We start from the raw sequence: 16,488 nt of genomic DNA, 5'->3' as shown, positions 1-16,488 counted from the left end.
TCAGCTCGCCCGTCTCCAGCTTTTTGAGTAAGGATAACAAATCCGTTGACACAAGATCCTGGGCTGGTGAGACGGCGGCGAATTCCTTGACGGCAAAATCCTTCAAAAAGGCTCGTGTACGTCCCGCTTCATCCAAAATCGACACATTGTACTTCTTAATTCCTTTGCCGGAATGATTCTGGCCGTCAGCGAGTACGCAATACGCATAACAACGGCGTGGAAGTTCACCCCATAAGCTGACTTCGCCTAGCGAAAAAGGCATATAAAAAGCTTTCGGCTGATCCCCCATTCCCGCTTCCAGACCGGCTACCGATTGAAATGCTCCGTCGATAAGGGAAGGATGCAGGCTGTACCGGCTGAACTCCTCCTCTGCTTCATGGGGCAGCTCCAGCAAAGCCAGCGTTTCTGTATCACTGCAATATAGCCGGGTAATCGTCTGAAAAAGGCTGCCATAGCGGAACCCTTTGGCTTCCAGTTCGGCATAATGGTCTTTTCCCGTTACATATTTGTTGCAGCGTGACTGTACAGCTTGTACGTCCACAGCCTCCGGTTCCGGCAGGTGCTTGCTATCAAAGACGGCGTGTCCTTGGGCATAGACGGTTTTCTGACCCTGCTCCTCTGTGAAAATCTCAAACTCAGCCATTTGCTCCTCGGGATACAGAAAAATCTGCACATCTGCGGGCGCATCATTGTTCACGATGAGCGGTCTTGCCCACACGATATTGCTGAGTACCGGGAACCGGATGTCTATAGACTTCCGTACAGCCTCGCAGGCCATTTCCAAATAGACCGCTCCCGGTAAAAGCTGCTGCTGATCCAGAACATGATCCCTAAGCCAACCTTCCTCCCCGTTAAACCGCTTCGCAAATTTTTGCTGTGAGAACGTAGAGGTATTGCAGTCAATCAGAGGGTGAAGCGCCTCTGTTGCCGCCATTTGCGCATGCTTCATGGAATCGGCGGGAATCGCCGGAACCCAATACCGCTCTTTGGCAAATGGATAACCCGGCAGTGAAACACGTCTGGGGGTTTGCCCTTGGTATAGAATCTTCCAGTCAAACTTGGCTCCCAGCGTCCATAGTTCAGCCAGCTTAAACAGCTCTTTATTCTGTACAATAGTTTCCAGAAAACGTTCACCGGCTGCTCCGTCAACCAACAATCCCAGCCCTGAACGGCCGGAATTTACCTGGCCCCGGTAAACATCCGCATTCTTGGACGTGTTTGCCAGAAGCCCTTCCAGCTTCAAGCACAGCTCCTCGATGCTGGAGACCACAAAAGCGATTCGTTCCGTGAGCGCTTCTCTTCCCGTCTGCAAAGTATAGGCAATGTCCATTAAAGAAAAAGGCTCAGCCTCTAACGGGACGGAGTGAACGGAGGAATCTGCCCCCCAAGCTTCCTTGACGCTGTAATCTCTGCTTTTCTGTAGCTCAATAATATAATCACATAGCTGTGAGAACGTCAGATGGTTCCGGAAACGATCCTCATCCGGCTCCAAGTGAAAGTTCGCTCCGATTCGCTGAAACAGAATCGAATAGTCCAGTGGAGAGGCTACATATTCCAGCAGGTTCTCGTCCTCCAGCAAATCCCTTACATCCACCTGAAGCACCCCGGCCAAAAGCTCGGATACGCTCAGCCGGATTTGCTGCCGCCGGTTATCCGCGGCTATAGTTGTTGCCGCCAGTTCTTCCGCCGGCTGGGGCAGAGGCTCCCGCATCTTTTGGACAGGGCGCAGATACAGGAGAAGCTGCCGGACGGTTTCTGTCAGCCGCTCCGCGGTTTTGGCGGAAAGCAGAATGATCTGCGGCCCATTGTCCTTGCCGTAAGACTGGCGGACTTGCTGCACCGGATATTCCTCCAGAATAAGATGCACATTGGTTCCTCCGGCGCCGAAGCCGCTGATCCCCGCTCTGCGGGGGTAGCGCGTAACCGCTCCGCCTTCTTCAGACAGGACAGCCGGTTGTTTCCACTCCGCTATGTCCTGCTGCACATAAAAGGGCGAGCTTTCAAACGGGATGCCGGGATTCAGGATTTCCGAATGAAGGGACGGAGCAAGCGCTTGATGCTTGAACTGCAGCAGGACTTTGGTGATTCCGGCGATGCCCGCAGCAGATTCCAGATGCCCTATATTGGATTTGATCGAGCCGATTGAGCAAAATTGCTTATCCTGCGTATACTCTCGGAACACTCGGGTAAGTCCGGCGATTTCGATAGGATCACCGAGCGAAGTGCCTGTTCCATGCGCTTCAATGTAAGAAATCGAGCGCGGATCAATGTTTGCCTTTTTAATAGCATCCGAAATTACGCCCGACTGGGAAGCCGGACTCGGTACAGTAAAACCGCTCGTCTTGCCTCCATGGTTTATGGAACTGGATTTAATCACCCCGTAGATATGGTCTCCGTCAGCCTGCGCTTTTTGCAGAGGCTTGATAATGACGGCACCGACGCCTTCACCCGGCACGTAACCATCGCCGCCCTCGCCGAAGCTGCGGCACTTGCCGTCTGTAGAGGCGAATTTGCCTTGGCTTAACAGGATATATTTATTCGGATGTACGGCCACATTCACACCCCCGGCTACGGCAACCTCACACTCTCCCCGGCGGATACTCTCACAGGCGTAATGAATGGCGGACAGTGAAGAGGAACACATGGTATCAATCGCCAGGCTGGGTCCGCAAAAATTAAACACATACGAAACGCGGTTAGCAATGGTTGCATAGGAAGAGCTCAGCGCCATAACGTTCCCAATCATGGACTGCTCCGCTCCGTACAGCTGATATTGCTCCCACATAACCCCTACAAACACACCGGTATTGCTCTTGGATAATTCATTGCGCGTGTACCCGGCATCCTCTACGGCATGCCAGACGGTCTGAAGGAACAGACGCTCCTGAGGACTGGCATACTCCGCTTCACGGGGCGACATATTGAAGAACAGCGGATCGAATTTATCCACGTCATTCATGAAGCCTCCCCATTTGGTATACGACTTGCCCTGCTTATGAATATCCGGATCAAAATCTTTAGTATAATCCCAGCGTTCCTTGGGAATCTCGGTGATGCAGTCTATTCCGTTTTTGATATTTTCCCAAAATTCATTTACATTATCTGCCATCGGATACCTGCCGCTTAGGCCGATAATGGCCATTTCGTCTGCGGATTCAAGGGAGTGTGCAGAAACGGTCTGCCAGGTTCGCTTGATTTGCTCCGTTCGTTCCGTTCGTGCCTGCTGCTGCACTCTCTCTGCGGCGGGTTTGACCTCTGGTTCTTGCTCTTTAGCAGGCATTACCCCTGCGATTTTACGCTCATCGCCTTCCAGTACAATGACACGGGAAAAAGGCGACAGCAGCGACTCTTCAAAAGCCCGAAGACCGCTCTGTGTATCCAGAGGGACAATGCCTGTAGCCGCGGTCATATGCTCCTCAGAAGCCGCATCGATCTGCATGCCTCCCTCCTTCCAGAGGGGCCAATTGATCGATAAGCTTTTTCCGGGACGTCCGGTTCCTTCCCTACGGTCCGCATATTCATCCATGAAGCAGTTAGCATAGGCGTAATCGGCTTGACCGGGGCTGCCCGCAACCGCAGAAAAGGAAGAGAACAGCACAAAATAACGCAGCGGTTCCTCCTGAAACAGCTCATCCAGCAGCAGGGTTCCCTGAACCTTGGGCCGCAGCACCTTCTCTATTCCAGCTCTGTCCTTCTGAATTACGAGGCTGTCCTGCACGATTCCGGCACAATGGATGATACCGTTAATTTTTCCATAGCGTTGTTTAGCAGCCCTGTATAACTGCTCCGCTTCGCTGCGGATTCCCACATCGGCTTGAACATAGAGGACTTCCGCGCCCAGCGACTCCAATTCTTTAAGCTTGTTCTCTTCTTTGCTTCCCCGCTTCGATCTGCCGGCCAGAATCAGCTTCGCTTGATAATAAACCGCCAAATATTTGGCAAAGATCCAGCCCAGTCCACCCAAACCGCCAGTAATCAGGATTGTGTCTTGCTTCTCAATAATCGCTCCGAGCCTTGCGCCCGGATCTGCCGCAGATGCAGGATTCTGTGCAGATTCTGCAAACGGTTGATAATGCCTGGTATAACGTTGACCGCTCATGTACTTGATTTCCGATTCATTCATCGCTTGCGGGGTCAGCTCCCGCAGCAGAATGTCGGTCAAGGCCAGCCCGGATAAGTCGCTTCCTGCATCCATTTCCAAGGCTTTATATTTGAAATCCCCCTTTTCCCGAGTTACACAACGCATATAACCGGAGATTGCGGAATCGAGAGAGGACTGAAGTTTTCCGTCGTTAATAAATGCATAAATTAGCTTTACACCTTGCTGAAGCTTCTGTTCAAGCAGAGCTTGTGTGAGCGCATGCAGCGAATACAGCCCATATTCCAGGTTGTCCGAAACCATGCTCTCTACGTCATCATTCGGTGCAGCGCTTTGTTCCCATAAATGAATGATGAACTGCGGGAGCTGCCGGATGCTGTTCAGATACTGTATTAGTACTTTATAATCCTCACGATTGCCGGGACGGACCCGGTACGACTGGTCATCAACCCGTTCAAAGCCCTTCCCGGGATGAACGGTTATGACCGAAGCGGAGGCAGACATACGTGCGGCAATTGACCGCTCAACACTGCTGCCAAGCCCATCATCCGCCGTGAATATCATCAATCTTCCCTCCGCCTGTTGTGCTTCTGAGGGGAGCGGAGCCAATTTCACCCAATTGTGACTATAATAAAAACGTTTGACTTCGCTATTCTGTAACACCTGCTGAGGCGGATTGCTGGAAATTTTCAAGCCTTCAGTGCTATTTTCGGCCAAGTACACCGCCAATTGTTTGATATTGCTGAATTCAAATAACAGGGTAGGATATAGCTGCATCTGCAGCTTGTCTTCCAGCTTCCGCACCAGCAGCAGCAATTGGGAAGAATCCAGCCCCTGATCATAAAAGCCTTCTTCCAGGCTGATGCTATGTGCCGCCACCCCGGCCACTTCGCCAACCATCTCCTGAATCTCTTGCTCCAGCAACTGCAGCCTGTCTGTCTGCTGCTCTTCCGACTGCGGTACTTCAGGCGGGATCATTGCGTTCTTAGGCGCTTCTATGCTGCTGCCGCGCGGCGGCTGGACTTGTGGTGCTAGCGCTTCTTCATGCTTGTGCATTAAACCTTCAGAACGAATCTGTTTGGAGGCCAGCCGATGGAACAGGGCTACCAAATTTCCTAGCCCGTCATACAGCTCGATGTCGAAATAAATAATATCCTTGGAGGATGACAAGCTGACGCCATTCTCCCGCACATATACGTATGCCTTATCCAGCATTTTTCCGGACGCGCGGAAAGACTCCACGAAGATTGGAATAAACGGCTTGTCATGCTGCTGGCTGATATCGGCGAGCGTCTTACTCTTCAGCATAAACAGAACGGGTACCAGCGTGGAGCAGTCCAGGTATACCGGATGAATATAGAAAGAATCGTTGTACTCTGCCGCCAAATCGCTTAAGTGAACCTCAGCCAGAATATAACCTTCGCCATCGTAGACTTGGCCCAAGCCTTTCATGAATTCATAGTGGGTAATGTTAACCTGGCGCGTATAGGCATAAGCGTCATCAAGGTCCCTCACCGTAACAGCATCAGCCTTCAGTTGATCAATATTAATCATTCGGGGAACAGCCGGCGCCGCTATATTCAGCTCGCACATGAAATTGATATCCCAAGGGCTGTCTGCAGCTCCTACGGACGGGTGGTATATCCGTTGGCTCTTCACTGTCACTCTCAATCTGCTATGTTCATTTACGAGACTCACTTCAATTCTGCGGTCGTAATCCTCTGTGGTGGCGATGGCCTCCTGAAAAATAATATTGCGGAGCTCGACCGCAGACTCATCGATTCCTTCAGATTTCAAGATCCGCAGCAGCATGTCCAGAAAGGTCACGCCGGGCATAATACGCACACCATGAACCCGGTGGTCGCTGACCACATAGTCGTCATTGCTGATGACGGTTACGTATTTAAAATCTTTGATCTCCATGGCGTATCCCCCTCGCACATATAGTTCATTATTTTGAACCGATCTTTTCCAAGGTTAATAGTTTCTTGGGCCTGGAGTGAGCACCCGGCTGTGATTCAGGCCAGAACCATCTCCGGTTAAATTCCGGCTTAGGGAGAGGGGTTCTTGCATTGTTATATCGTTCTGCCGAATTCACATCATATCCGCCCACAATCAGGTGGGCATTGGTGCCTCCGAAGCCGAACGAGCTTATCCCTGCTCTGCGGATACCCTGCCGAGGCTCCCATTCCTTGAGCGAGGTGTTCGGATAAAATGGAGATTCCTGAAATTTAAAGCGCGGATTCGGCGTTCGGCAATTCAGCGTTGGAGGAAGCTGACCATTGTTCAAGGACAGGACAACCTTGATGAAGCTGGCTATTCCCGCTGCGCAGAGCAAATGTCCGACATTCGATTTCACACTGCCCACGGCGCAGAACTGCCGTTCCTCCGTATACGATTTGAATACATTGGTCAAGGCCCGCAGCTCGATCGGATCGCCAATCATTGTGCCCGTTCCATGTGCTTCGATGTAGCTGATTGTTGAGGGATCGACTCCGCTTTTTTGCACAGCCTCGCGGATAACCTCCTCCTGCGCCTCCGCATTGGGTGTTGTAATGCCCATCGTACGGCCGTCATTATTCACTGCGGAGCCTTCGATAACCGCATAGATTTGATCTCCATCCTCAATCGCCTTCTCCAGCCGTTTCAGCAGAACCGCACCGCAGCCCTCGCCAGGCACAAATCCGTTTGCGCTCTCGTCGAATGTATGACACTGCCCGTCCGGAGATAATGCACCTCCCTCACTTAAGATCAGGTAAGGCTTCTCGTCCAGCAGAATATCTACGCCTCCGGCAAGCGCCGCTTCGCATTCATTCAGCAGCAAGCTTTGGCAAGCCAAATGCAGGCTAACCAGTGCAGAGGAACAGGCGCTGTCAATTACGAGATTGGGTCCTTTAAAGTTAAATAAATGCGAGATATGCGCCGCGATAAAGTTTTGCCCGATGCCGATAATGCTTTTTTTAGTTACTTTAGTCAGTTTAGGCGAAAATGCGCCGGCACGCGCACCGACAAAGACGCCGACTTTCTTGTTCCAGAGTTCCTTGGTTTCATATCCCGCATCCCTCAGCGTCTCTACGCTTACTTCCATAAATTGGCGCATGAGCGGGTCAATGTAAGGCGCGTCCTCCTCGCTGATATGGAAATAATCCGGATCAAATTGCTCGATATCCTCAATGAATCCGCCCCATTTGCTCATGCTGCGGCCGGGGCCCGCTTGCGGCGAATAATATTTGTCCACATCCCAGCGTCCTGCCGGTACCTCAGTGATCCCGCTTTGGCCTTTCGCGAGCAGATCCCAGAAAACATTCTTGTCCGGTGCACCGGGAAAATGACAAGCCATACCAACCACAGCAATCTTCTGGCTTGAATTTGCCTTAGGTTGATTGACGGGGGCCTCGGCGGAATAGGTATTCTCCTGTGTCTTGACGACCGGTATGTTCAATTCCGGTTTCCGTTCAGTCACCTTAGGCACGGCAAACGTCTCAAGATGGCCCGCAAGCTTGTCCAGTGTCGGATGCTCCAGCACAACGGTCGGCTCCAGGCTTTGTCCAATCATCTCTTCAACCTGTTTGACCAGCTCTGCCAGCAAAATCGAATCGACGCCATAATCACCAAACGGGATATGCGCCTCCAGCCTGTCCAGCGGGATTTTTAATTCCCGTGAAAATAGATCCTTTAGCTGGGACAGCATCTTCCCGGGTTCTTCGGCGGCCTCTTGCTGCTGTTGAGCTCGCAACTCTTGAGTTTGCTGTCCTTGAATTCGCTGCTCCGCCTCTCTGCTGGCATAAGAGACCGTCTGCTCAGGCTGCTTGTTCCCTTGTGACTGTGTAATCTTCAACCATTCCGCCGGATCGAATGCCGCGGATTCTGCTGCACAGGGCAGGCTCGTTGCTGCGCCGCTTTCCATCACGCTATCCAGCAGCTTCAGGCCTTCCTCTACTGTGTGTGTGCGCAGTCCAAGCCGTTGGTAGGCCGGACTTTCCAGACCCTCCATGCCTGCTCCGCGCCAATGCGTCCATGAAATTGCCCGGTATTTACGGTCCCCTTGCCCGCTCCGGCAGGCTGCAAAATAGTCCATATACGCATTGGCTGCCGCGTAATCACTGACGCCTGCTCCTAGAGAAGGCACGATTCCTGAGATCGACGAGAACAAGATGAAATAGTCCAGTTCATCTTCTGCAAAAATCCGGTCCAGCACTTGCAGCCCCGCTACTTTCGGAGCCAATACATCGGATATATCGTCCGCCGTCTTATGGATAAATGCCGGGTTGCGGTGATTGCTTCTGCCCGCGCAGTGAATCACTCCGCCGATGGCTCCCCACCGCTGCCGGATTCCGGCAAAAAACCGCTTCAACGAAGCTTCCTCCGTCAGCGGTCCGGTATACAGCTCTACCTCGGCTCCGCTGCGTTCAAGCTCCCGGATACTGCGGATCTTCTCCCCCGTATCTCCGGAATCAGCGGCAAGACTGTCCCACTCTGACCTTTGCGGCAGGGGATTGGCGCCCATCAGCACAAGCTTGCGCACGCCCTGCTTAACGAGATATGCGGCAAGCTGCGCCCCCAGCCCCCGCGTTCCCCCGGTAATAACGACGGTTTTAGCCCTATTCCCGATCCAGCGGCTTCCATGTTCCAGCGGCTTCTTCTGCGCCTGCAAATAGGGCGCGTACCGCTGCTGCCCCCGGTAGCACAGCTCGCTGTGAACATCGGAGATGAGCCATTCGCGGCTCAAGATTCCGCCTAAAGCTGCGGGATTGAGACTTCCCGCCTCCAAATCGATGGTTTTGGCCTGCACATGGCTGTATTCTGCTCCCAGCATTCGTATCCAGCCCGCCATTTGCGCCCCTCCCAAAGCTGGCTTGTCGTTAGCGAACGTCTGCAAGCCCTGCGTAATATGGAACAGCCGCAGCGTAGTCCGGCGTTCTCCCGGAGCAGGATATGAACCTTTAATAATCTTCTGAAGCAGGCCGATCCGGCCCATGACTCCCGCTCCATTTGCCCCGGAACCCCAATCGGACAGATCGATAACCGCGGTTATTGCCGCTGCCTGTTCCGCATCTGCCGCAAGATTTTCCGCAGCGTCAGCCCCTTCGCTAAAAACATTGAAATCAAAAGCGCCGCTGCCGCTTGCAGCCGTGGAAATTCCGGCACTTGCATAAGGAATATTTGCCCCCAGATCGCGGATAATTATGGTGCTTACGTTAGTTAAATGCTGCTGCAAATCTGCAGCCGCCGCTTCCGACTCTTTGTTCGTAAATATGAGTACGGTTCCATTCATCTGATCCCGTTGCCCGCTTCCCGCTGCCTTGGCGTCAAACGCGGCTTCCTTCCAGCGCTTCTCCAGAAAAGTATAGGCTGGTGTTGGCTCAGGAACAGGGTCTTTATAGTTTGCCTCCGTCATCCAGTAGCGCTCTTTGGCAAACGGATAGGCCGGAAGAGGAACAGAACCCGGTACGCGCCCTCCATACAGCCGCTCCCACTCAATGTCAGCGCCATCCAGATAACATTCACCAAGCCATTGAAGGTTCTGCTTATAAGCGAAGCTGTCTGATTGCCGCGATTCGTGCAGTCCCAACCAAATATCCTCCAATGCATGGGATAATTGTGCCGCCTCGCTCCCATGCGAAGATTTGTTGGTGACCGGTACCGCACGTTGATCCCATTCTTGAATCCTTCGCTGTAATTGCTGCTTCAGTTCCGCAATGTCTGCGGCAAGGAATACCGCGCGTCTTGCAAAATGACTTCTTCCGGTTTGAAGCGTTCCGGCAATTTCCTCAAGGGTATGCTGGAACCTGCCGGATTCCAGACGGGTCAACAAATCCTGCATGACACGCAGTACCCCGTCCTCCGTCTTGGCGGACAAGGGAATCAGATAACTTAATGCACAGGATGCGGAACCCGGCTCGCGTGCCGGCCCCTCTTCGATGACCATATGGCAATTCGTTCCGCTGTGTCCGAAGGAGCTTATTGCTGCTCTGCGCGGCGTTCCGTTAACGCCTCGGCTCCAAGGCAATGGCTCGGTAACGACATAGAACGGACTGTCCTCAAAGGAAATATGTTCATTAGGCACCGAGTAGTACAAAGATGCAGGAATCGTATCATATTTGAGCGCCAGCAGAACTTTAATCAATCCGGTCACGCCTGAAGCCGCTCCGGTATGTCCTACATTGCTCTTGATGGAACCGACCGGGCAGAATTGCCGCTTGCCGGTAAACTTTCTGAACGCATCCGTTAAGGCGCCGAATTCAATGGGATCGCCCAGCTTCGTGCCTGTCCCATGCGCCTCCACATAACTGATGCTTTCCGGATGAATGCCGGCCTTCTCGTAGACCTCCGTCTCCAAAGCGGTCTGGGATATCGCGCTCGGAGCTGTGATGCCGTTCGTTTTTCCATCCTGATTAATGCCTGAGCCCTTGATGACGCCATAAATGTAATCCCCATCGGCAATCGCATCGCTAAGCAGCTTAAGTACGACGGCACTCGCCGCTTCCCCGGGAACAAATCCGTCCGCCGAGTTATCGAACACTTTGCAGGTCCCGCCCGGCGACAGCATGCCCATACGGCTCAGCAGCAGATAACCGAGCGGTTTAGTCATCAACGTGACCCCGCCTGATATCGCCATGCTGCAGTCACCGCTGCGGATACTCTCACAGGCCAAATGAATCGCCACCAGAGAGGAAGAACAGGCGGTGTCAATCGTGATGCTTGGCCCTTTCAGGTCCAGGTAATAAGAGATGCGGGAAGCCAGCACCGAGTTGGAGTCGCCCAAAAAATAATGCGAGCTCAGCTCAACCCCCTCAGGATTGATGCCCGTAAAATAATCGCTGCTTCCTTCACAGCCCACGAACACCCCGCACCGCTGGCCTTCCAGCTCTTGGCTTGAATATCCCGCATCCTCCAACGCGCGATAAGCCTCCTGCAAAAAGATTCTCTGCCGCGGGTCCATGATTTCAGCATGCTTCGGCGTAATGTTAAAGAAAAAGGGATCGAACTTATCAACATCCGGCATGAATCCCCCTTCTTTGCAGTAACTCCGATTAACGGTTGAAGGATCGGGATGATAGAACTGCTCCAGCTTCCATCTGGAGGAGGGAATTTCGGTGATGGCAGACTTGCCGTTCACCAGCTTTTCCCATAATTGCTCTGCATCACTGGAGTCCGGGAAGACACCCGATAAGCCGACAATCGCGATATCCTGCTTACTGTGCTTGCATTTTTCTGCCGCTTGTGACTTCGAATGGCCTGACGCCGCCGTTGATTTCGTTCGGCCTATCAGTTCCTGATACAGTCTAAAGCCTTCCTCATCAGAGATTTTCTTGCTGCGGATCAGTTCACGGATTTTCTCGGATTCTTCATCATACATGTTGAATATCCCTCTCTTTTTCCAGGAAAATGTAGCCTGCCAGCTTCTTGAGCGTTGGATGGTCGAATAAGACCGTTGATTTCAAGTTCAGCCCCATTTGTTCGTTGATCAGATCCACAATTTTGACAGCAAAAATAGAATCAACGCCGTAATCCATCAGCGGAAGCTCAGGATCAAGCCTATCCAGCGGAATTTGTATGACTCCGGCAATCAATTCCTTGACGGCTTGCTGAAGCGCGTTGAGACCGATACCCTTATCCGGTTCATCGGGAGCCAAGGCAGGGGCGCTGCTGTGACTGACGCGACTGCTAGGTATGCTGGTGCTGCGATTGCTAATTATGCCAGGAGTACTAACCGTTCTGTGACTTTCATGTCCACCGGCTCTGCGAGCGAGTATAATATTCTGGAATAAGCCCCGTTTGCTGCCGCCGGTCTCAACCAGAGCCGTTGGCGCACTATACCCGGCAGAGGTAAGCGTCTTAACCCAGAGCTCTTCGCTCAGCAGCGGAGAATCCTCCAGCCGGTCCGCCTCATCCTCATACAGCCACCAGCCCTCCAGCATACCGAAGGTTACCGTCAGAAAATCATTCACTTGTGTCGCTTCATTCAGAATCAAGCTGCCGCTTTCTTTTAACAAGGTCCGCACGTTTTCGAGCGTGTCTCTCATATTAACAGTGGCATGCAGGATATTGGCAGCGATGGCCAAATGATATTCTCCTTGCGGAAAGCCTTGCTGCTGTACATCTTTTTCAACATCCAATATTTTGAAATCCATAAAGTCATAGCTTGGGCCAAACACAGTTTTGCCGTGCTGAATAAAAGCTCCGGAGACATCGGTATAGAGGTAACTGATCCGGTCGCCGTATTTCGCGAGAGCTTTCAACACAAGCTGGCTTGTTCCCCCGGTTCCAGCTCCAACCTCGATAATCTTTAGTTTCTCGCCCTTGCTTAGCTGCGGCAGAGTAGATTCTACATATTCCGTGACCGCAAGAACCATCAGCTCGTTAAAATAATCAGCCGCCGCGTTCCCCTTATAGACTCCCTCGACCAACTCCATGGACGAATTCGGAAACATGAACTCGGCGGCGCTGATTTTCCCTCGCAGCAGAGCCGGAGCATTGATCAGGCATACTGAGGCCAGCTCAACCAGCGCTTTTACTTCGGGATAGACAAAAGTCAGATAGTCTTTTTTGGCTTCAAGCTGCGCTAATTCCCGGATTGTCTTAGGATCAGATATTCGATCGGTGCAGCGGATAACATCCTCCGAGATTTCCAGATAACCGCCCCGTTTGAGAATGTTCAGCAAGGCGCTGAGCAGACGGGAATATCCCAGGGTAACTCCTAACTGTCCGCATAAACGGGACTTGGAAAAATACTCTCCACTGCGGGTAAACACGCCCATGCGCTGGAAGGCAGACAACAGCAAATATTCATTGAGTGCCGCCATTGCCGCTTCGGCATCTTCAATATGATCCTGCGGCGGCATAATGCCGGCCGCCAGTTCCTTAATCCTGCCAAAGTCCAATGCCGCTGATCTGCTGGCATAATCTATCCGCTGATGCGGATCGACGTTCATTAAATCAAGTACAAACGGCTTCACTTTAAAAGCCAAAATCTGCTCGGCCCCGCTGCTAATCAGCTGTTTAACCGCTTGCAGCCCCTCTTCAGGGTAAATGGGGTAAATCCCAAGCTGGGAAAACGTTTGATGGATTTCTTCACTAAGCTGCGTATCGTTGTTCCGCCAAAAGCCCCAGTTAATGACCTTGACGTCATAACGGACTTCACGATTCCAACTGGCGGCAAAAGCATCCTCGAAGTTGCATCCAGCCCCATAATGGCCTCTGCCTGGATTTCCGGTAAAGGACTGACCCGAAGAGAAAAAGACAACAAAATCAGGTTCTTCATTCTTCAGCGCATGATAGAGCGAGACGCTTCCTGCTATTTTGGGAGCAACAGAAGCTTGCAGCGTCTCTTCGCTCATCGTATCCAGCCGCTCTTCTCCATAGGTCATTGCCGAATGAAACACGCCCTGAATGCGGCCCCACCGCTGTTTGATTCCGGCAAAAGCTTGGGCAAGGCTGTCCGCCTGCGAAATGTCTGCTTGCACATAAATTACTGCCCCGCCCCGTTCTTTCAGCGCGGATATTTGCTGCTGCTTCCCCGCATCCAGCTCGCTTCTGCCGATAATAGCCAAGCGGGCATTCACTGTACCTGCCAGATGCAAAGCCATTTCATAACCTATCGCGCCGAAGCCGCCAATAATGACGTACACCCCATCCTTCGCATAAGGCTCTGCGAGGGTCTCGGGCAGCACAGCCGGAAACAGTCTGCGGACATAACGTTCGCCACTTCGCACAGCGACGTCTTCTCCGTCTCTGACTACTGGCTCTTCCATAAGTTCGCTTACAATCAGAGCGAGATCATCCTCGCTCCATTGGCTGTCATGAGAGGGCATGGAGATGTCCACATTACTGATTTTGATCTGCGGATACTCTTTGGACATTGTTCTTACCAGTCCGGTGATGCCTCCCGTGAACGGGCGCTGATTCAGCTCTCCAGGCAGAACATCGTGCAGATTGCTTGTCACTACTTTGAGCCGGATTTCCTGTGCCAGGTTTTCCGGGTGCTTGGACAATGCTTTGACAAGCCTGAATAAGGAAAGCACCCCTTGTTTATGAAGGCGCTCTAACTGCTCGAAATCATCCAGTGCATAAGGCACCGGCTGGATACCGCCCATGAAATAAACGGTGTCAACTGCCGGGAAGCGCTCCATACAGCGGGTTAGTCCATCTGCGCTGTAAATATCGATTTCCCAGCTATGGAGGTTCAGTTGTCTATTCACCGTTCCCAGCACAAGGCTGCGGACTTCACAATCCTGATGAAAGTCAGTGATGACGCGTGCCAGACCTCCGTGATTGTCCGGATAAACCAGCAGTACGGACGCTGGCCGTTTCTCCCCTGCAACTGGCGCTGAAGCTGCGGAACTTAAAGGCGACAGCACCCATTTGGGCGCATAATACTGGAGGGACTGTTCTGCCTCTCCTGCTCCGGTAACGGCTGCTGGCGCTTTAGCTGCATGTCCCTCTTCAATCCAATAGCGCTCCCGGAAAAAAGGATACGTCGGCAGTGAAACGATGGCCGGAGCGCGGTGAGTATACAACGCATGCCAATCCAAATCGGCCCCCATGGTCCAGAGCCGGGCGAGCTGTTCCCATTCCTGCTCTTTTATGGCTGCTTCCATAAAGGCCTTGCCTGCACTCCCATTGCCAAGAGAGCCTGGAGCGCTTTGCGTCTTTACACTGCCGTTATACGTTGCTCCCGTTAAGGCTGAAGAGTCGTGGAAGGCTGCCAAGGCTTCCATTAGCTCCTGTACATTGGAGGCCACCACGGCCAACCGTTCGGAGAAGACTTCTCTTCCAGTCTGCAGCGTATAGGCAATATCTTCAAGCTCTTCGGCACTGTGCGGGCTGTTATTCCGCAAATATTTCAGCAGGTTCCCGGCCTGCTGCTGAAGTCTGTCTGCGGTCTTGGCAGACAGCACAAAAATAAACGGACCCTTATGCCCCTTGCCGCCGGAACGGGCAGGGACGCCGGCAACGTATTCTTCCACAATCAGGTGGGCATTGGTGCCGCCTGCACCGAAGGAACTGATGCCCGCCCGCCGCGGATAAGACTTGCGTCCGTCCGGGCCATCCAGATATGGCTGCTCCCAGGCAGTGCTTTCCCGCTGAACATAAAATGGCGTCTCCGCAAAATCGATCTCGGGATTGTAAGTCCCGCAATGGATTGAGGGGACGAGCTGCTTATGTTTCAGTTGCAGCAGCACTTTGGTAAACGATGCAATTCCTGCGGCTGACTCCAGATGTCCTATCGATGATTTGACAGACCCGATGGGACAGAACTGCTTGTCGCGGGTGTATTGGTTAAACGCTTTGCTAAGTCCTGCAATCTCAATGGGATCACCCATTGAAGTGCCTGTACCATGTGTCTCAATATAGCTGATCGTGCGCGGATCAATCCCCGTCTTGTTCAACACATCCAGAATGACTTCAGCCTGTGCATTGGGATTCGGCACGGTATAGCCGTTCGTTCGGCCGCCGGAATTGATTGCGGAGCCTTTAATGACTCCGTATATACGGTCCCCATCCTTTACGGCGTCTGCCAAGGGCTTCAGCAGTACGGCACCTACACCCTCACCGTCCACGAATCCGTCCGCGCCTTCTCCAAAGCTTTTACATTTGTCGTCCGCGGTCACCATGTTCCAGTAACATAATCTGGCAATGTGAACCGGATGCAGGATCAGATTGACTCCACCCGCGATCGCCAGTTTGCATTCCTTTCTCCTGAGACTCTCGCAAGCGAGATGAATCGCGGTGAGAGAGGAGGAGCAGGCGGTATCCAGCGCCAGGCTGGGACCCTGGAAATTGAAAAAATAGGAAACACGATTGGCGATTGACCAATAAGCGGAGTGTGCCTGTGTAAATATTCCCCGGGCCGACGCAGCGCCGCTCAGCCATTCATAGCTGGAATTATTGTTGCCGACAAAGACGCCAACCTTATGGTTGGCCTTTGCAAACTTTTCCCCTGTATAACCCGCATCTTCCAGTGTAGCCCACACCGTTTCCAGAAAGAGCCGTTCATTGGGGTCCATTCCTGCGGCTTCAAAAGGAGAGATGCTAAAAAACAGGGGATCGAACTTATCGATGTCCTCAATAAACCCGGCCCATTTGGTATAGCTTTTTTGCTTGTCTTTTCTGCTGGAATCATAATGCTCCTTCCAATCCCAGCGTTCCTTGGGAACCTCGCGAATGCAATTTTCCCCTGCCTGCAAATGGTTCCAGAACTCCTCCAGATTAGGGGAATCGGGATATCTTCCGTTCACTCCGATTACGGCGATGTCTGTTTCATACAGCTCACGTTCAAGCAGCAGCTGCTTCAGCAGTTTTCTTTTCTTATCACGTTCCGATTTCGAGCCTTGACCATGCTCCTTCAGACTGCTCTCCATGCTCTCAACTCCCGGTTCAATTTT

The 16,488-nt window shown here is 52.4% G+C and carries 2 protein-coding genes and 1 pseudogene; all 3 read right to left on the bottom strand.

Annotated features, from left to right (window positions below):
- Positions 1-79: 79 nt before the first annotated feature.
- A pseudogene (locus PDUR_RS27315) lies at positions 80-5,980 on the bottom strand (SDR family NAD(P)-dependent oxidoreductase); the annotation flags it as partial.
- 70 nt (positions 5,981-6,050) lie between these two features.
- Entirely contained in the window at positions 6,051-11,459 is a 5,409-nt protein-coding gene (locus PDUR_RS13660) for a type I polyketide synthase (RefSeq protein WP_052410220.1), read from the bottom strand.
- Positions 11,452-16,464: an SDR family NAD(P)-dependent oxidoreductase gene (locus PDUR_RS13655; RefSeq protein ID WP_042206753.1), complete on the bottom strand. Its 5,013-nt coding sequence runs from the start codon at positions 16,462-16,464 to the stop codon at positions 11,452-11,454. Before PDUR_RS13655 ends, PDUR_RS13660 begins: the two co-directional genes overlap by 8 nt.
- Positions 16,465-16,488 lie beyond the last annotated feature (24 nt).

It is taken from the genome of Paenibacillus durus (assembly GCF_000756615.1).
Taxonomy (GTDB): Bacteria; Bacillota; Bacilli; order Paenibacillales; family Paenibacillaceae; genus Paenibacillus_AQ; species Paenibacillus_AQ durus.
The sequence above is the reverse complement of the archived record's forward strand: the minus strand, read 5'-3'. Positions and strand labels throughout refer to the sequence as shown.